This window comes from Galbibacter pacificus (assembly GCF_029603165.1).
Taxonomy (GTDB): Bacteria; Bacteroidota; Bacteroidia; order Flavobacteriales; family Flavobacteriaceae; genus Galbibacter; species Galbibacter pacificus.
In genome coordinates this window covers 1-20,414 of the sequence record NZ_JAQSVC010000004.1, presented here as the reverse complement: position 1 = coordinate 20,414, position 20,414 = coordinate 1, and the positions used below count along the sequence as shown (strand labels likewise).

General features: G+C 38.4%; 11 protein-coding genes. 9 read left to right on the top strand and 2 right to left on the bottom strand.

Annotated elements, in window-relative coordinates; genetic code table 11:
• Nucleotides 1-3: 3 nt before the first annotated feature.
• The gene (locus tag PSF86_RS11485) at nucleotides 4-1,149 is read right to left on the bottom strand and encodes a DegT/DnrJ/EryC1/StrS family aminotransferase (protein ID WP_277900231.1); all 1,146 of its coding nucleotides are present in this window, start codon (nucleotides 1,147-1,149) and stop codon (nucleotides 4-6) included.
• A 99-nt stretch (nucleotides 1,150-1,248) separates the two neighbouring features.
• Between PSF86_RS11485 and PSF86_RS11480 the strand changes: the two genes are divergently transcribed.
• Both PSF86_RS11480 and PSF86_RS11475 read left to right on the top strand, forming a co-directional pair.
• Entirely contained in the window at nucleotides 1,249-2,493 is a 1,245-nt protein-coding gene (locus PSF86_RS11480) for a 3-deoxy-D-manno-octulosonic acid transferase (protein WP_277900230.1), read from the top strand.
• A 114-nt stretch (nucleotides 2,494-2,607) separates the two neighbouring features.
• A complete protein-coding gene (locus tag PSF86_RS11475) occupies nucleotides 2,608-2,856 on the top strand; it encodes a hypothetical protein (RefSeq protein ID WP_277900229.1) in 249 nt (82 codons plus the stop codon).
• 63 nt (nucleotides 2,857-2,919) lie between these two features.
• On the opposite strand, the gene PSF86_RS11470 is transcribed toward PSF86_RS11475, so the two are convergent.
• Nucleotides 2,920-3,741: a glycoside hydrolase family 16 protein gene (locus PSF86_RS11470; protein ID WP_277900228.1), complete on the bottom strand. Its 822-nt coding sequence runs from the start codon at nucleotides 3,739-3,741 to the stop codon at nucleotides 2,920-2,922.
• A gap of 274 nt (nucleotides 3,742-4,015) precedes the next feature.
• Here PSF86_RS11470 and PSF86_RS11465 point away from each other — a divergent pair, with 274 nt between their 5' ends.
• The 7 genes from PSF86_RS11465 (at nucleotide 4,016) to PSF86_RS11435 (ending at nucleotide 20,267) form a co-directional block, all read left to right on the top strand.
• The gene (locus PSF86_RS11465; protein WP_277900227.1) at nucleotides 4,016-7,192 is read left to right on the top strand and encodes a SusC/RagA family TonB-linked outer membrane protein; all 3,177 of its coding nucleotides are present in this window, start codon (nucleotides 4,016-4,018) and stop codon (nucleotides 7,190-7,192) included.
• A gap of 11 nt (nucleotides 7,193-7,203) precedes the next feature.
• Nucleotides 7,204-9,030: a RagB/SusD family nutrient uptake outer membrane protein gene (locus PSF86_RS11460; RefSeq protein WP_277900226.1), complete on the top strand. Its 1,827-nt coding sequence runs from the start codon at nucleotides 7,204-7,206 to the stop codon at nucleotides 9,028-9,030.
• A gap of 12 nt (nucleotides 9,031-9,042) precedes the next feature.
• Entirely contained in the window at nucleotides 9,043-9,702 is a 660-nt protein-coding gene (locus PSF86_RS11455; RefSeq protein WP_277900225.1) for a basic secretory protein-like protein, read from the top strand.
• A 22-nt stretch (nucleotides 9,703-9,724) separates the two neighbouring features.
• Nucleotides 9,725-11,554, top strand: a complete 1,830-nt coding sequence (locus PSF86_RS11450; protein WP_277900224.1) for a discoidin domain-containing protein — start codon at nucleotides 9,725-9,727, stop codon at nucleotides 11,552-11,554.
• 427 nt (nucleotides 11,555-11,981) lie between these two features.
• Nucleotides 11,982-14,216, top strand: a complete 2,235-nt coding sequence (locus PSF86_RS11445; RefSeq protein WP_277900223.1) for a hypothetical protein — start codon at nucleotides 11,982-11,984, stop codon at nucleotides 14,214-14,216.
• A gap of 37 nt (nucleotides 14,217-14,253) precedes the next feature.
• Nucleotides 14,254-16,539: a GH92 family glycosyl hydrolase gene (locus tag PSF86_RS11440; protein WP_277900222.1), complete on the top strand. Its 2,286-nt coding sequence runs from the start codon at nucleotides 14,254-14,256 to the stop codon at nucleotides 16,537-16,539.
• A gap of 35 nt (nucleotides 16,540-16,574) precedes the next feature.
• Nucleotides 16,575-20,267 (top strand): glycoside hydrolase family 2 TIM barrel-domain containing protein, encoded by a 3,693-nt coding sequence (locus PSF86_RS11435; protein WP_277900221.1) that lies wholly within the window; start codon nucleotides 16,575-16,577, stop codon nucleotides 20,265-20,267.
• Nucleotides 20,268-20,414 lie beyond the last annotated feature (147 nt).

Below are 20,414 nucleotides of genomic sequence, written 5' to 3'. Positions count from 1 at the left end.
AGGTTAATTAATAAATTCATTTATTTTACCGGTAATGAAATTAATTTGTTCATCATCCAGTTCGGTATGCATCGGTAACGAAATTACTTCTTTTACCAATTGATTGGTAACCGCAAAATCGGCTTCATTATACCTGTTGTCTGTATAGGCTTTTTGTTTGTGCAAAGGGATTGGGTAATACACTCCGCATGGAATTCCGTTTTCGTTAAGGAATTTCACCAATCCGTCCCGTTTTCCATTGGTAATACGCAATGTGTATTGATGAAAAACGTGGTGATTGTTATCGGCTTCCAGTTTCCCGTTGGCCAGAACCGGTGTAATAATATGTGTGTTGTTTTTTAGTGCATTGGTGTATTTTACGGCAGTTTCTCTTCTTTTTTTGTTATACATATCTAAAAGAGGGAGCTTGGCCCTTAAAACAGCAGCCTGGATAGAGTCTAAACGGGAGTTTACACCCACTACGTCATGATGGTAACGCTCGTACATGCCGTGGTTAACCATTCCGCGGAGCATATGTGCCAAAGCATCGTCGTTAGTAAAAATGGCTCCCCCGTCTCCGTAACAGCCCAGGTTTTTAGAAGGAAAGAAAGAAGTGGCCGCAACATGGCCAATGGCTCCCGATTTTTTGGATGTACCATTCTTAAAGGTATAATCGGCACCTATTCCCTGTGCATTGTCTTCTATAACAAATAGGTTGTGTTCTTCTGCAATTTCCATTACTGAATCCATATTGGCACATTGGCCAAAAAGATGTACCGGAACAATAGCCTTGGTTTTTGGTGTTATTGCTTTTTTGAGCGCTTCTATGTTTATGTTAAAAGTGTCTAGGTCTACATCTACCAAAACGGGCGTAAGCTTAAGCAATGCTATAACTTCTACGGTGGCCGCAAAGGTAAAATCGGCCGTAATTACTTCATCGCCTTGTTCAAGCCCAAGCCCCATCATGGCAATTTGGAGTGCATCGGTGCCATTGGCACAGGGAATAACATGTTTAACCCCTAAATAATCTTCCAGTTCTTTTTGAAAACCATGAACTTCGGGGCCGTTTATAAATGCTGCAGATTCTAAAACTTGGGTTATGGAATTGTTTACTTGTTCTTTTATAAAGCTATATTGACCCTGTAAGTCAACCATCTGTATTTTCTTCATGAAGATCATTCTTAATGTATACAACAAAATTACAAAATAAAGTTACCGTAGCCAATGTATTAACAGAAAGTAACGTATTTTAGCAACAAAAGGAATAAAGTGCTTTTTTTGTACAATATACTGGTTTATATAACGGGATTTTTTTTAAAAATTGCCGCCCTGTTCAATGATAAGTTGAAGCTTTTTGTCGAGGGCCGCAAAATTGTTTTTGATGTATTGACCAAAAACATAAGGGCCGATGATAAAGTAATATGGTTCCATATAGCATCTTTAGGCGAGTTTGAGCAAGGTCTTCCGCTTATTGAGCAAGCCAAAAAGGGTTTTCCGGACCATAAAATCCTGGTTACTTTTTTTTCTCCTTCCGGTTATGAAGTGAAAAAGAATACCCCGGTTGCTCATGTTGTTTGTTACCTTCCGTTGGATACGGCAAGCAATGCAACTAGATTTCTGGAAGCGGTGCGGCCACGATTGGCCATTTTTGTGAAATATGAATTCTGGCCTAATTATCTTTCAGCTTTAAAAAGAAAAAGCATCCCTACTTTATTGGTTTCGGGAATATTCAGGGAAAATCAGGCTTTTTTTCATTGGTATGGAAGTTTTATGAGAAAGTCGCTTCAAACATTCAATCACTTTTTTGTCCAAAATGAAAGCTCCAAGTTACTGTTGGAACATATTGGGTTTGGTAACACAACCGTAAGTGGCGATACCCGTTTTGATAGGGTCGAAGAAATATTACATCGCGACAATACACTTAAGTTCCTTGAAGGGTTTGTAGGCGATAATTTGTGTTTTGTAGCAGGGAGCACGTGGCCCGAAGATGAAAAACTAATTGTTGATTATATAAACAAGGACATAAAAAAAAACATAAAATATATTATTGCCCCGCATACGGTACAGCCTTCATCCATACAAAAGTTACGGGAAAACATCCATAAAAAAACGGTACTGTATTCAGAAAAAGAGGAGAAAAACATATCTGATTACGATGTTTTTATAGTCGATACCATTGGCATACTCACCAAAATATACAGTTATGCAACCATTGCATACGTTGGCGGTGGCATGGGCAGTACAGGTTTACACAATACATTGGAGCCCGCGGTTTTTGGTATTCCCGTAATTATCGGGAAAAACTACAAAGGGTTTGTTGAGGCCGAACAGCTTGTAGCATTGGGCGGGATTTTATCGGTAAGCACAAAAGGTGAATTTTCCAGCACTTTAAACCATCTACTTGAAAACCAGTCTGATTTGTACGATGCAGGACAGAAAAACAAGGCATTTATTAATAAAAATAAGGGGGCAAAGATCCAAATAGGCTATTACATTCGTAAATTACTTGAATGATTTTTACAATATTTTTAATTATGTTAAAAATGTTATGGAATTATTTGTTAACGAATGAAATATATTACTACATTCGTGTTGCAAAATTTAAGTAAATAATTAAACAAAAGAACCATGAAAAAAGTAATTTTAAGTTTAGCTCTAGTATTGGCATTGGGTTTAACAGTAACTTCTTGTAAAGAAACTACTAAAGAAAAAACAGAAGATGCAGTAGAAAGCGCTGCTGATGATGTACAAGATGCTGCCGAAGATACAGGCGCTGCTATTGAAGAAGCTGCCGAGGACACACAGGAAGCTGCTGAAGAAGCAATGGATAACGTTGAAGAAGCTGTAGATACTACTGCTGCTAAAGCTGATCTATAATTAGAACGAACATACTTCTTTGAAGTAAAAGTTATAAAACCCGGTGCACCGCACCGGGTTTTTTTAATCTTGGTAAACTTTTATATAGTCTACCATATATTCCTGCGGAAAAATACCATTGTCAACTTCGGGGCCACCAAAGTTGCCGCCAACGGCCATGTTCACAATTATAAAGGCCGGATTGTCGAAAGGCCAGTTTTTTATTGTTTTATGTGGTGGGGCATAGGTATACACCAATTGGTCATCAACATAAAATTCAATTTTATCATGGGTCCAATGTGCCTTAAAAGTATGAAACCCATCTTCAATATCCTCAAATTTTGTCTTTTTAGAGCTGGCCTTATCGCCATAGGTGTCTGGCACGTGGATGGTCGTGTAAACCATATCGGGTTCTTTGCCTACATATTCAAGAATATCTATTTCGCCGCAACTTGGCCAACCTACTTCATCAATGTTTGCGCCCAGCATCCAAAAAGCGGGCCATATCCCTTGGCCGATAGGCAATTTGGCCCTTGTTTCAATAGATCCGTAAGTAAACTCAAATTTATCTTTAGTGGTAATTCGGGTAGAGGTATAGGAGCTGTCTTCCAACTTTGCCGTAATGGTTAAAAAGCCATCCTTTATTTGGTGGTTTTGTTTGGTATAGATTTGCCTTTCATTGTTTCCCCATCCGCATACATTCGGGCAGCCATTACCAAGTTCAAAATTCCAATTGGTTTCATCTAGAGCGTCCCCGTCAAAATTTTCTTCCCAAACAAGCTTGGGGCCGGTATCTTGTTCTTCATTCTGTTCTTGTTTAGGTTCTTGCTCTTTGTCTTGGGCGTTGGATGTTTTGGAACATGAAAATAACATCAGCAAAATGCCAGTAATTGTAATTAGTTTCATTAAGGTTGGTTTTTTAGATAAGGGTAAAAATAATCATTAAGTTTTCATCTATACTTATTAATGGTGAAATAAATGAAAAAGTGATTATGACCTTTATTTATTATCAAAAATACTGCTAAAATACTGTCTAATTGTCTTTTTAAAGACTATATAATTAAGGATAATTTAATTTTTTGTTAAAAAAGTTGTTTTAAAATTTTGTCAACTAAAACGTTTTAGTTAATTTTCGTGCTTTGTAAACATATAACTAACTTAACTTAAACCTGAAAAATGAATGAAATTACTAAATCGATTTAGTAAAATTACCTATCTATCAGAGATAGTATTTACACAAACAGAACTACAAAAGAATCTATTACTGAGAACAGTAAGTACTTTAATGATTCTTATGACCTTTACCAACCCGCTTTTTGCTTTTCAACAACAAGAAGGTAAAATTGAAATAGAAGGAGTTGTTTACGACGATGCTGGAATGCCATTACCAGGTGCTTCTGTTATGGAAAAGAATACCACAAATGGGGTGCAAACCGACTTTGATGGTAAATACACCATAGCGGTCGATTCTGAAAGTGCTATTTTAATTTTCTCCTATGTCGGGATGAAATCTCAAGAAATAGTTGTTGGGGGCCAAACCGCTATTAAAGTAACACTGCAAAACGATTTACAGTCGCTAGACGAAGTTGTGCTTGTGGGGTATGGCAAACAAAAGAAAATTAGCGTTGTTGGGGCACAATCCACAATAGAGGCCAAAGACTTGGAGCAGCCAGTGGCTAATATTGGTACCATGTTGGCCGGAAGGGTCGCCGGGTTAACCGGAGTTCAACGCGATGGATTACCGGGCTACGATGGTGCAGACATCTGGATAAGGGGTATTTCTACCTTTGGTAACTCGAACCCATTGATTTTAGTAGATGGTGTTGAACGTTCGCTAGATAATCTAGACCCTCGGGACATTGCTTCATTTTCCATCCTGAAAGATGCTTCTGCAACTGCCGTATATGGTATTAGAGGAGCAAACGGTGTTATTTTGATTGAAACCAAGCGAGGTGAAATAGGAAAACCCGAGGTTTCTATTGATTATAATGAAGGGTTTACTTTCTTTACAAGATTGCCAGATCTTGCTAATGGCGAAACGTACATGCGTTTGGCAAACGAAGCATTAACCACAAGGGGGCAAGAGCCTAAATATGCCGAAGATTACATTCAAAATACCGTAAATAATGAGGATCAGTTTTTATATCCGGATGTAGATTGGATGGATGCCGTATTTAAAGATTACGGTAGGAATAGAAGGGCATCGGTAAATGTAACCGGTGGTGCAGAAGATGCATTGTACTACGTGTCTCTTGGATATTATGACGAAACAGGCCTTTTTATAACCGATGGCCTGGAAAGCTATAATTCGGATACACGGTTTAAGCGCTACAACTTTACCTCTAATTTAACTTTAGACATTACCAAAACCACAAAGGTTAACATAGGAATTCAAGGATATTTATCAGAAGGAACCTATCCGGGAGCGGGTGTCGGTTCGGTTTTTAGTGCCGCCATGGAAGCACCCCCAGTTGAGTATCCTATACTTTATCCCGGAGGCTATGTCCCCGGGAAAAGTTCTAATGGTGGCCTGCGTAACCCTTATGCGGATGTTGCCAGAAGGGGGTATCAAAATGAAAACAAAAATCAGATGTATTCAAATTTAAGGGTAACCCAAGAACTTAGTTTCTTAACAAAAGGATTGTCTTGGACAGGGATGTTTGCTTTTGATACCTATAACGAGCAGTTTATAAACAGAAGCAAACGCGAAAGCACTTATTTTGTTGATCAAAACTTTCCGTATACAGAAGATGGTGCTTTACTATTGAACGAAACCTTTACAGGGCAAAACTTTTTAGGATATGGCAATAGTAATGGAGGGAATAGAAGGTTTTACCTGGAAACTTCCTTTAATTACGACCGTACTTTTGATAAGCATCGTTTTGGAGGTTTACTGCTTTTTAACAGGACCGATTATGTAGATGCATTTGCTGATAATTTCACGGCTTCAATTCCATATAGAAATCAAGGATTGGCAGGTAGGATTACCTATAGCTATGATGATAGATATTTTGTTGAGGTCAATGCCGGTTACAATGGATCCGAGAATTTTGCACCTTCAAACAGGTATGGATTCTTTCCTTCATTTGCAGCTGGCTGGATTATTTCCAACGAAGATTTTTTTGAGCCTTTATCAGGGGTTATCGATTATTTAAAAATTCGGTATTCTGATGGTAAAGTTGGATCTGCAACTACTAATAACGACAATGATAGGTTTTTATACATAAGTAGGGTAGAACAAAACGACGACTGGGGTTTTGATTTTGGAGAAAGTCCGCAGTTTACTACTGGAATCCGGGAAACCTATTATGGGGTAGATGTTACTTGGGCAGAAGCCAGAAAACAAGATTTAGGAATAGAATTGAATGTATTGGACAATAGCGTTCAAATTATTTTTGATGTATTTAAAGAATATACAAAGGGCGCTTTCTTGCAAAGAGGGGATTTGCCAAATTATATCGGTCTTTATTCCGACCCTTATGGAAACTTAGGAATTGTTGAAAACAAAGGTTTTGACGGTTCTCTGAACTACAGAAAATCCTTTGGAGAATTAAACGTGGGAATAAGGGGGAACTTTTCTTATAACCGAAATGAAATTATTGAAAATGGGCAGCCGCAACAGTTATACGAATGGCAAGATAAAAGAGGAACTCCACTGCTGGCAAACTTTGGGTATGTGGCAGAACGCCTGTATACACTAGAAGACGATACTGATGGCGATGGGTTTATTACCCCAGACGATGGGCCTTTCCCTACACAATTCGGGCAAATAATGCCGGGGGATATCAAGTACGAAGACTTGAACAACGATGGAAAAATAGACTCGTATGATCAAAAAGAAATTGGCCAGGGCGATGTGCCTGCACTTACCTATGGATTTGGGATAACCGCCGATTATAAAGGTTTTGATATAAGCCTGTTTTTTCAAGGTCAAAACGAAGCCGACAGAATGATTGGCGGAAGTGGAATCCAACCGTTTGTTGGCGGTGGAGGTACCGGAAACCTATATACGGTTGCCGAAGATAGATGGACCCCGGAAAACAACAATCCACATGCACTTTATCCTAGATTGTCATACGGAGATACGGGATTGGGGCAAAATAACAATACGCAAGGAAGTACATGGTGGCTAAGGGAAATTAACTTTTTAAGACTCAAAACAGCCGAAATTGGCTATACGCTTCCAAAAAATATTTCCGATAAGTTAAGCTTGGGGAATACGAGATTCTACGTTCGTGGAACAAACTTATTTACCATTAGCGATTTTGACCTTTGGGATCCTGAACTAAATACAGGCAATGGAGGGGTTTACCCCAATATTTCTGTAGTATCAATGGGTGTTAATGTTTTATTTTAGAAATGAAGATTATGAAAGTATTACAACATAAAAATTTAATGATAAAGAGAGTACTGTACACCTTTTTGGTTTTATCGGTATTTTCATGTAACGATGACTTTTTGGATCAAGTGCCGGACGATCGGTTAACTTTTGATCAAACCTTCTCAGAGAGGAGTACTGTTGAACAATATTTAGCAGCAATATACGACCAGATTCCAAGTGAATTGGATCAAAGGTATACGGCAAATAATTCAGGACCATGGATTGGCGGTTCCGATGAAGCCGAGTATGTATGGTCTTTTCACTTAGGAAATGCATTGAACATTGGCGATTGGAACCCAACAACAGGGCATGTAAGTACACTGTGGTCCAACTTTTACAGGGCTATTAGATCATCGTCTACATTTATTCAAAACATAGATAAATGTCAGGATTGCCCCCCCGAAATTTCAAATAGATTGGTAGCCGAAGCCAGAGTGCTCCGTGCTTACTTTTATTACAATTTAATTCGACTCTATGGTCCGGTGCTACTCATGGGAGACGAGCCAATTGAACCAGATGCAGACCTTAATGAATTAGGGCTGCGTAGAAATACAATGGGAGAATGCGTGAATTATATTATTAGCGAATTGGATGCAGGTGGCGAAGCTTTGGCAGACGAAGCCTTTAAAGGAGATAGGGCCGGAAGGATGAGTAAGCCTTTTGCAATGGCAATAAAAGAAAAAGTATTATTGTTTTATGCAAGTCCACTTTTTAATGGTAATAAAGATTATGCCGATTTGGTGAATGCTGAAGGAGAAGCATTGATACCCCAGACATACGATGTTAACAAATGGAAATTAGCAGCAGATGCAGCAAAACAATTTATTAACGAGTATGTTCCTAACACATACAATCTATACAAGGTATATGACGATAACGGAGATTACAACCCATATCTGTCAACCAGAAATGTAATGTACGATGATTACAATGAAGAAATGATATATGCAAGACCAAGAGGAGGGATTGCATATCATTACGATGTAACACCATATCATTTAGGATATCCTACAGAAGTAAGGGGAGCCGGAGGGTTAAGTGTTACCCAAGAAATGGTAGATGCATATTTTATGTCAAATGGGCGTTCAATTGACGATCCAGAATCTGGATATGTTACCGAAGGTTTTTCAGATTTTCAAGCACCTTTCGATTTTGAATCCAGGGCCACTTTTAACCAATGGGTAAATAGAGAGCCCCGTTTTTATGTAGGGGTAACCTATAATAATAGTTTATGGATCAATAGAAATTTCGGGAATGTTATTACCACCACTTGGTATGGTGGGAATTCTGGAAGGCAAGCCGGTGCCAACGATTATCCGCCAACAGGGTATATAGTAAGAAAAAATGTTCCGCCAAGAGACTGGAGGAATACCGAACGGAGCATCCCGATGTTACGGTTGGCCGAACTCTATCTGGATTATGCAGAAGCCCTTAATGAATACGATCCTGGAAACTCAGACATATTACTTTATTTAAATTTGATACGGGAAAGAGCAGGAATTCCAACATATGGATCAGATGCACTTGCGGCACCAAGCGGTCAAGAGGCCATGAGAGAAGCCATTCATAAAGAACGTAGGATAGAACTAGCCTTTGAAAGTGTACGTTATTTTGATGCCAGACGCTGGAAAATTGCCGAAGATGCTTTTGCAGGCCCGTTTCATTCAATGGATATAAATGCAAGGGAAGAAGCCGATTTTTACAATAAAATCATTTTTGAAGAGCGTGTATTTGAAAAACGCCATTACCTGTGGCCAATACCTCAGGACGAGCTTAATAGCAATACAAGTTTACAGCAAAACACAGGATGGTAAAAAAACGATAAAATGAAGATTGTTAAAATAATAACATACATAGGTATTGCATTGGCATTGATCCCTCTTTTGGGGCATGCACAAAAAAGTAAAATAGAAATTTTATATGTAAACCAGGATAAAACCTTGGGCAACGATTTGGAATTACAGTTCAAGGAAATAATAAATACCGTGTATCCCAAGCTTCTAAAAAAGTTCAACCCAAAAGCAACAAAATCTTTTGAGGTCGAAATAGATACGGCATACAAAGGCGTTGCATATGCCTCAGACAATAAAATTGTGGTAAGTGCAGACTGGATGCATAAAAAGCCAAACGATGTTGATCTAATGACACACGAAATAATGCACTTAATTCAAGCATACCCCAACAATAGTGGCCCATCGTGGTTAACAGAGGGAATAGCAGATTATGTGCGTGCTGTTTATGGGTTAAATAATAAAGCTGCAAATTGGTCTTTGCCCAAGTTTGACAAATCGCAAAACTATACAAATAGTTATAGGGTAACGGCGCGGTTTTTACTTTGGGTCGAGAAAAATCATGACAAAAGAATTGTAAAAAAATTAGATAAACATCTAAGAAGCCATACATATTCTGAAAGCCTATGGGAAAAATACACAGGGTTGGGATTAAATCAATTATGGGAGCAATATGCCAAAGACCCTATAATTTGAATAAACGATTAAAAAAAGACAAATGAAAAATATTTTATATAAAACTAGTTTTGTTGTAGTATTCATTACTGTCATGTTGGTTTCTTGCAACCAAGACGATGCTTTTTCACTGGATGGTTATCCAGACTCCGTTATCAACGACGATCCGCCGGGAGCCCCACCAAGGGGAATAACCGAAAATTGGAATGACCATTCCGCAGAACTCAATAGAAAGTACTTCGATTCTTACATAGCCACTTATTACGGAGATGAAGTAGATAGGGAAATGACCTGGCCTTATGCTTATTTAAGTGATTCCTGGCAACATATACTCAGTAAATATGGGCAATTTGGAAATGAAAGCGCCCGATTGTATGCGGCCATACATCAGGATCTGGACTCCGACCCATATTTTAGTACTTATTTTAACGAAGAAACTTCCTTTAGGAGTTTGATAGATTTTTCTGTTAAAGGAATCGAGATGTCCCCGACAAATCTTGACGTTCCTACTTCATTGCTGAGCGAAATCGTGGAAAATTCTTCATATGAAACCTTAGGCTCGCCTGCACATGCTGTTTGGCAGGATAAATTTTCAGAAATCTTCCGGTACGATATATATACTTCTTTAGAATTAACCGATGATGCTTCACGTATATACGATACATCCATAAACAGTGCAAGCACATTTCCTTCACCAGACACATATTGGTTTAGGGATTGGTTTTATCCACTATACGAAACATATAATGGAACAGTAGTCTTCAATAATTTTTTCAAAGTATTGTCGCAATACTATAAAAAAAGCGGAGAAGCATATGATGGAGATATGAACATGGGAGAATTTGTTCATTTTTTTAGCGGTGCTACCGGGGATGACTTACAGCCAATGGCAGAAAATGCCTTCGGGTGGACAGACGAGTGGGAGCAGGAATTATTGCAAGCCAGGACAGATTACCCGAACCTAAATTATCCATTCGACCCTACTTCAAAATTGGTAGACTTAACCACCGATGCAACACTTACCGTAAGCAAAGATAATGGAGACGGACCAGAAGGAGGAGAAGGGTCTTTAAAATTGGTCGATAACGATATCTATACCAAGTTTTTGGTAGGAGGGCTGCCTTCAGATTTTGAATTATGGTTGCAGCAAGAACTGTCTTCGCAACAGGTGGTAAATAGATATACATTGACATCGGGGAACGATGCGCCCGAAAGAGACCCAATCGATTGGGAGCTTCAAGCTTCGAACGATGGATCTACTTGGACTACTTTAGACACTAGATCTGGAGAATCATTTTCAAATAGAAACCAAACAAGGGAATTTGTTGTAGAAAACGAAGATGCCTATCTGTATTATCGTTTGTTCATAACTAAAAACGGAGGGAGTGATGCTGTTCAAATAAGTGAGTGGAGATTACTGAGTTTGGAAATGATCGATCCATCTGCTCCAATAGATGTTACCATAAATGCAACACTTAATGTTAGCAATGAGAACGCTAATGGCGCCGAAGGGGCAGAAGGTTCCTTAAAACTTATTGATGATAATGCCAATACCAAATATCTAGCAAGTTATTCTTCTGACTTTTGGTTGCAACAGGAACTAACCAGAGAAAGAACAGTTACTCAATATACATTAACTTCCGGGAACGATGCACCGGATAGGGATCCTGTAGACTGGGAACTGCTAGGTTCTATGGACGGAAACACATGGGACGTTTTAGGTTCTAGAAATGGGGAAGTATTTAGTGAGCGAAACCAAACAAGAACGTTCATGGTATCCAATACAACACCTTATTTGTATTATAGAATAAACATTACCGCAAATAATGGGAGTGATGCACTTCAATTAAGCGAGTGGAGGTTGTTTGAATAAATTTAAAGCATCAATTTTGTAGTTAGTAGAAGGCAACCCTGTATAAAAAATAAATATGCGGGTTGCCTTTATGTACTTTTTCTATGAATACAATAGCTATATGGGGAATCTCTTTTTGATATAAAAAGTTACAATTGTCCGCTATAGGCCATATCATAATGTTTGGTTTCGTTATAAAAATCGAGAAGACCGCACATTCTGATTGATTACAGATGTTATAAAAGATTTTCTGAATGCAGAATCATAAAAAGTCAAAAACACTTTTAATAATTAAAACCTTTTAATACTTTTAGCAGATACTTTAATTTGAATAATAATCCGAAATAAAACTAAAACGTTTTAGCAATTATATGAATTTACGGTTCATATAAAACTAAAAACGTTTTAATTGAAGATGAAGCTTATAAACCACCTAATACAAACTAAAATGAAAATTTACAGAACGTTCCTTATGTCAACTTTGGCCATGCCTTTTTTGATGGCCTCGTGCAATCAATCAAAAGAGGCAAAGAACCAGGAAGCAACGACTGAAAAAGATACCCTAAAAGAAAAAACCGTTTTTCAAACGGGAAGTGGCTGGATGCCGGAAATAGATGTACGTTCAGACGTGGCAATTGTTTATGGGGTAAACGGGAATCCATCAGATAAATCTAAACTCAATAGTTTCCAGAACCGTGTAAAGTCATGGAGGGAACACGGCTACCAAACACATTTCATGACCGGGATTGCTTGGGGGTCTTATCAGGATTATTTTTTGGGAAACTGGGATGGAAAACCTCACTTTGACGAGGGGCAGGTAGAAAAAGATGGCGATACCATTTGGCATGGGCGAAACGTACCTTATATTGTGCCAACGGCTTCGTATTTAAATTATTTCAAAAAAGAAATTATAAAAACCGTTATAGATGCCGGAATTACTTCTATTTATTTGGAAGAACCAGAATTTTGGGCCCGTGGCGGTTACAGCGATGCATTTAAAAGAGAATGGGAAAAATTTTACGGCTTTCCATGGCGCCCACAAGATGCTTCTCCCGAAAACACATGGCTTGCCAATAAATTAAAATACCAATTGTATTACAACGCCATTAAAGAAGCGTCCGCTTATGCCAAGGCCTATGGAAAGGAGAAGGGATATGATAACGTAAAAATATACATACCAACGCATTCACTGGTAAACTATTCTTCATGGATGATTGTAAGCCCGGAAGCAAGCTTGGCTTCGTTGCCGGATGTAAATGGGTATATAGCGCAAGTTTGGACGGGGACTTCAAGAGAGGCAACTTTTTATAATGGCAAGGTAAAAGAGCGTACTTTCGAAAATGCGTTCTTAGAATACGGTTCCATGGTTTCCATGACGGCGCCCACCGGAAGAAAAATGTATTTTTTAACAGACCCGATAGAAGATAGAAGAAAAACATGGGACGATTATAAAAAAAATTACCAGGCCACTTTTGTTGCCAAACTTTTGCATCCTTCGGTGGCAAATTACGAGGTAATGCCATGGCCGGAACGTATTTACACCAAACCATATCAAGTAGCAGGTACCGATGAAAAGGTTTTGATCCCGGGCCACTATGCCACGCAAATGCAAATCATGATCAATGCACTGAACGATATCCCTTCTTCAGAAAATAAAGTAAGCGGAAATAACGAAATTGGTGTGCTAATGGGGAATTCGTTAATGTTTCAACGGTTCCCTACACACGACGGTTTTGAAGATCCGCGATTTTCCAATTTTTACGGACAAACATTACCCTTGTTAAAAAGAGGCATTCCCGTACAAACGGTACATATGGAAAATTTGGATTACGAAGAAACACTCAAGCATATAAAAGTCTTGGTGATGAGTTATTCCAATATGAAGCCTACCTCGCCCAAAGTGCATAAGCAAATAGCAAAATGGGTAAAAAATGGTGGGGTACTTGTCTATGTGGGGGCCGATAACGATCCGTATCAAAAAGTAATGGAATGGTGGAACCAAGATACGTATGCTTATGAGAAGCCATCGCTTCATTTATTCGAACAGATGGATATAAAAGCTCCTTCAGAAGGAAATAGTTACACTTTTGGGAAAGGGTTTGTTCATCTTATAAAAGAAAATCCAAAAGAATTTGTATTGAATACCGATGCCGATCAACATTATGTGGACATCGTTAAAAAGGCATATGAAGAAGAGGCCAAAGCCGGAAAAATAATTTTTAAAAACAGCTTTCTTTTGTCCAGGGGATATTTTGATGTGGCTGCGGTACTCGACGAAAGCGTGAATGCTGAAAGCTTGACGGTAAACGGACCGGTAATAGATTTGTTTGACCCAGAATTGCCGGTATTGAAACAAAAAACCATAAAACCGGGAGCGCAGAGTTTGTTAATCAATTTGAATAGGGTAGAAGATAAAAAAACACCAAAAGTTTTGGCGACCGCTGCAAGGGTATACAACGAACAAGTAGATGGTAATGAGTATAGATTTACATGCAAAAGTCCGAAAAACACCAAAAATGCCATGCGGATATTGTTGCCAAAAGTGCCTGAAAAAATTACGGTAACTAAGGTAGAAGGCGCAGAGGAATTAAAATATACAAGCAATTGGGATGCAACTTCACATACGTTGTTGTTGAAATTTGAAAATTTCCCGAATGGTGTCGAGGTACAAGTAGAATGGTAAAAAGGATAATCTAAATAAGTAACCTATTAAAAAAATAATGAGAATCAAAATATTACTATTGGGGGCCTTAATTATAAGCATCCACATTAGTGCGCAAAAAGTAGATTTAAACAAAGATTTAACCTCGTATGTAAATACTTTGCAAGGAACCAATTCTAAATTCGAGCTTACACGCGGGAATACCTATCCAACTACGGCATTGCCCTTCGCAATGAACACATGGACACCGCAAACGGGAGAAAATGGAGACGGTTGGAAATATCAATACTTTAAAGATGCCATTCGCGGCTTTCAACAAGCACACCAATGTAGCTCATGGTCAAACGATTATGCGGTATTTTCTTTAATGCCAATAACAGGAAAATTAGTGTTGAACGATAAAGAAAGGGCGGCAAAATTTAGCCATGATAACGAAATAGCAAAGCCTCATTATTACAAAGTTGAATTTGACAATGAAATAACAACCGAGATGTCTCCCACCGAAAGAGGAGTGCACATTAGGTTTTCGTTCCCTAAAAGTGAAGAAGCTTTTGTGGTTATCGATGGTTATACGGGAACGAGCAGTATAGAGATCGATCAAAAAAACAAAAGAATAACAGGTTATGTAAGAAACGGCCGGGGAATGCACAGGGTAAAAGGATTTAAAAATTATTTTACCATGGAGTTCGATAAACCCTTTCAGGCCATAGGAACATGGGAAAACAGAAACGGAAATAAAAAAGAAAACAACACTTTTGACGAAGGGGAAGGAATAGGCGCTTACATAAAGTTTAAACCGGGACAAACAATACAGGTAAAAGTGGCTTCTTCCTACATTAGTCCAGAACAAGCACAATTAAACCTAGAAAATGAGCTGGGAAAATATAAAAAGCTAGAACAAACTACCAATGCGGCAAAAAATGTTTGGAATAAACATTTAAGCAAGATTTTGGTTGAAGGAGGAACAGAAGAACAGCTAAAAACTTTTTACTCTTGTTTTTTTAGGGCCAGTTTGTTTTCCAGAAAATTTTATGAGATAAATAAAGACGGAAACCCATATTATTATAGCCCATACGATGGAAAGGTACACAATGGTTATATGTATACAGATACTGGTTTTTGGGATACGTTTAGGGCCCAATTTCCTTTAAATGCCATGCTGTACCCGGAGATGCATGGCAGGTATGTGTCTGCGCTGCTCGATGCTTATGAACAATGCGGGTGGTTGCCGTCTTGGTCTTTCCCAAGTGAAGCCGGAAGTATGATTGGAAACCACGCTATTTCATTATTGGCCGATGCTTGGGTAAAAGGAATACAGACCTTCGACCCTGAAAAGGCATTAGAGGCCTATTACCACGAAGCAACAAATAAAGGGCCTTGGGGGCCTGCAAATGGCAGGGAAGGTTGGAAAGAATATTTCACATTAGGGTATGTTCCATATCCAAAATATAGAGAGGCAACAGCCAAGACATTAGAATATGCTTACGACGATTTTTGCGCATATACATTAGCCAAAACAACCGGGAACAAGTTCTACGAAAAAGTTTTTGAGAGGCAGCTTTACAATTATAAAAATGTGTACAGCAAAAAAGTAGGTTTTATGCGGGGCAAAGACATACATGGGGAATGGCTTGAAAATTTCGATCCTTACGAATGGGGCGGCCCTTATACCGAAGGAAATGCATGGCATTATGTATGGTCTGTTTTTCAGGATCCAAAAGGGTTGATCGATCTTATGGGCGGTAACGAAAACTTTAACAAAAAAATGGATTCTGTATTTACGGTATCCAATAAGGTAAATGTAGGCACATATGGTGGGAAGATACATGAAATGACCGAAATGCAAATGGCCAACATGGGGCAGTATGCACATGGAAATCAACCTATACAGCACATGATATACCTCTACAATTATTCAGAACAGCCCTGGAAAGCACAAGCAAGAGCTAGAGAAGTAATGGAAAAACTATACAATTCCACAGAGAATGGCTATCCCGGCGATGAGGACCAAGGACAAACATCGTCGTGGTATGTGTTGAGTGCCTTGGGGATGTATAGTGTTTGCCCGGGGACAAATCAATACAACATAGGAAGTCCGGTTTTTGAAAAGGCCACCATATCACTGGAAAACGGAAAGCAATTTGTTATAAAAGCACAGAACAACAACCAATCTAATATATATATCCAATCGGCCACTTTAAATGGTGAAGATTATAGCAAAAACTATATTGAATACCAAGATATTTTAGATGGCGGGGAGTTGAATTTTATCATGGATAACGAGCCCAATAAACAAAAAGGAATACAAGAAAGCGATAAGCCTTATTCTTTATCTGCTCAATGAAAAAAATATTAAAAAGAAATAAATATACTATCAGAATGAATTCGTCTAAAATTCATGCAACAGCATCAGGCCTTATAATTTTTATTGCACTAAGCGTTATTGGTTGTGCTAATATTTCACAGGGGCTTCAAAAGGATAAATTGTACACCTTTCAAAATTCATCAGGTTTGGTTCTAGGAAATGGAGGAGACACTAAAAACCAAAGCAATCTGTTTCTGGAATCGGCAATAAAAGAAGAGAAAGGGCAAGCCTGGGAAATAACCCCGCTGGAAAATGGCTATGTTAATATATCCAACCCTTTTACGGGGAAAAGCATAGACAACTCCAATAAAGCCTCAGGAATAGGTAATCCGGTAATACAATGGAACACAGAATTAGGGAATGCAAACCAGCAATGGCAATTAAAAAAACTTGAAAATGGAAATTATTACATAATCCATAAAAACAGTGCCATGTACCTTGGTTTTGAAGAAGACAAGACTGGTGGCAAGGTTATGCAATTATCAGGTACAAAACAAGAATGGACATTACTTCCAGCTACGCTTAAAGCACCCAAACCACAACCCGAGCGAGGTAAGAACGAGTGGGAAAACGAAACCATTTTTGCTGTAAATAAAGAGCCGGGACATGCAACGTATATTCCGTATCCCTCATTAAATGCTTTAAAAGAAGATGCATATTTTGACAAGCCTTGGTTAGAACCAAATTCTTCATGGTACCAATCGCTCAACGGGATATGGAAATTTAAGTGGGTAAAAAATGCATCAGAGCGCCCAACCGATTTTTACAAAAATGCTTACAGTGTTTCTTCATGGGAAGAAATCCCTGTTCCTTCTTGTTGGGAAATGAAGGGGTATGGAACCCCAATATATACTAACATTACATATCCGTTTTTAAACAATCCGCCGTTTATTCAACCGCAGGAAGGTTACACCAACGAAATTGAAACGGACCCCGTAGGCTCTTATAGGCGTGACTTTATAATTCCTGAAGATTGGGGGGATAAAACGGTTTTTGTTCATTTTAATGGAGTTTATAGCGGTTTTTTTATTTGGGTAAACGGAAAAAAAGTCGGGTATAGCCAAGGCGCAAACAATGTAGCGGAGTTTAACCTTACCAAATATGTAAAACCCGGTAAAAATACAATTGCCGTTCAAGTTTTTAGATGGACAGACGGGAGTTATCTTGAAGATCAAGATATGTTTCGGATGAGCGGGATACATAAAGATGTTTATTTGTTTGCCACACCAAAGCTTCATATAAGAGATTTTTCTTTAAAAGCAGATTTTTTAACGGAGGATTTGGGTGAGGTGAATTTTAAAGCCGATTACTGGATAGCCAATCATGGCAAAAAACAAGAAACAGACTACACGGTAGAGTTATCTTTATTAGATGAAACAGGCAAGGAAGTTTTGCAGGGGTCAAAAAAAATCAGTCCGATAAAAAGAAGGAAAGAGCAACACATGGAACTTCAGCAAAAATTAAAAAAACCAAATCTTTGGTCTGCTGAAAATCCTTATTTATATACCGCTGTAATGTCATTAAAGAATAAGCAGGGAGAAATAGTTGAAACATTTTCGTCAAAATTCGGATTCAGGAAAATAGAGATAAAACAAAAACGGGTATTTATCAATAATGAACAGGTGTTTTTTAAAGGCACAAATAGGCACGAAACACATCCGGAGTTTGGGCGCACGGTTCCTGTGGAAACCATCATTAAAGATGTTACCATGATGAAACGGCACAATATCAATACCATACGTACCAGCCATTACCCCAACCAACCCAAAAGTTATGCACTTTACGATTATTACGGGCTTTATATCATGGATGAAGCCGATATTGAAGACCATGGAAACCATAGCATAAGCGATAAAATTTCCTGGTTGCCGGCATTCAAAGACCGTGTTGGTAGAATGATAGCGCGCGACAAAAACCACCCTTCCGTTATTTTTTGGTCGATGGGGAATGAAGGCGGTAATGGCAGGAACTTTGATTCTATTGCCAATATGACCAGAAAAATGGATGCATCCCGCCCTGTACATTATGAAGGGCGAAACGAATCGGCAGATATCGATAGCCATATGTACCCCAGCTTGGAAAGTATGGCAAATTTTGACCAAAACAATGCCGATAAGCCCTATTTTCTTTGTGAATATGCGCATGCCATGGGAAATGCCATGGGGAATTTAGTTGAATATTGGGATTATATTGAAAATCATTCCGATAGAATGATCGGTGGCTGTATCTGGGATTGGGTAGACCAAGGAATCAACAGGCCCATACCAATGGGTGGAAATAGCAATTCCCTATTGGAGAGAACATCTACAAAAGGAAATGTACCTACGGCCTATCAAAAGGTAAACAGTGGTTTAGACCCTAAAAAAGTATTTTATTATGGCGGGGATTTTGGAGATAAACCCAACGATCTGGATTTTTGCAACAACGGACTTACCACTCCGGACCGTCGTGAAACGGCCAAACTGAAAGAAGTGAAAAAGGTTTATCAATATATAAAAATAAGGCCGGGAGCGATTAAAAAAGGAGAAGTGAAGATTGAGAACAAATATGATTTTACAAACCTAAATGCCTTTAACGTTTCTTGGGAAGTGCTAGAAGATGGCCAAGTTACCGTCTCCGGCAAGTTACCGTCTATCGACTTAGAACCTAACCAAGAAGGGATTATCCATATTCCATTTAAAACCGATTTTAAACCAGCTTCAGAATATTTTTTGAATATCTATTTTTCACTTAAAGAAAAAAATAACTGGGCAGATAAAGGCTATGTAATCGCAGAGGAACAGTTGATATTGTCGCAAGGAATTGATGCTAAAAACGATAAACTTAGTGCTTCGGAAGAATTAATAGTCAATACATCAAATTCACATTTAATTGTAAAAGGAGCAAATTTTACCGCATCGATTAATACCAGCGAGGGAATATTGGATGCTTTGGCATATAATGGCGATGAGGTAATTTTTAATGGCGAAGGGTTAAAATTGAATTGGTACCGAAGTATTAGTAATGATAAATATACCGATCAAAAATACTATGAAACAACGTACCATCTGGAAAAGTTTGATTATGAAGTGTCTAAAAACAAAAAAACGGTTAAAGTTCGCTGTGAAGCATATGCACAAATAGCAAATAGCAAAGCAACCAAAATTCCTTACAAAGTAGTTTATACTATTGCAAATAATGGAAATATAACCGTAGACGGAACTTTTGAGACACCTTCTGAGGATGAAATAATACATCGCATAGGATTGCAAATGCAAGTAAACCCAACATTTAAAACTGTAAAATGGTATGGTCGGGGCCCTCATGAGAATTATCAGGACAGAAAGAGCAGTGCCTTTTTTGGAATATACGAAAGTACCGTAGACAAAATGGCTTCAGAAAACTATTTAAGGGCGCAAAGCATGGGGAATAGAGAAGAAGCCAGATGGCTTAAAATGGAAAACGCAGCAGGAAACGGATTTAAAGTAATAGCTAACAATAAATTGTCTTTTAGTGCTTTGCATTATAAAGACTCCGAACTTTGGAAAGCCAAACATAATTTTGCATTAAGCACAATTAAAAAGGCGCAAACTTATTTAAACCTGGATTGTCTACAAGAAGGAGTTGGAAATGCCAGTTGTGGCCCCATAACACTAGAGAAATATAGAATCCCTTCAAGTACTCAATTAAGTTATTCTTTTACAATTCAACCTTTGGATGTAGAATAGGTTGTGGATGGATATTAAAACAAAAGGAAGCCGTCTCATTTCACAGAATGGGGCGGTTTTTTAATTTGGTGTCTTTGACCTCTTAATTTTCTATTTTGGTGAAGGGATAAATTTTCCAAGTGGCCCTATGCCGCTTTTTTGCGCATA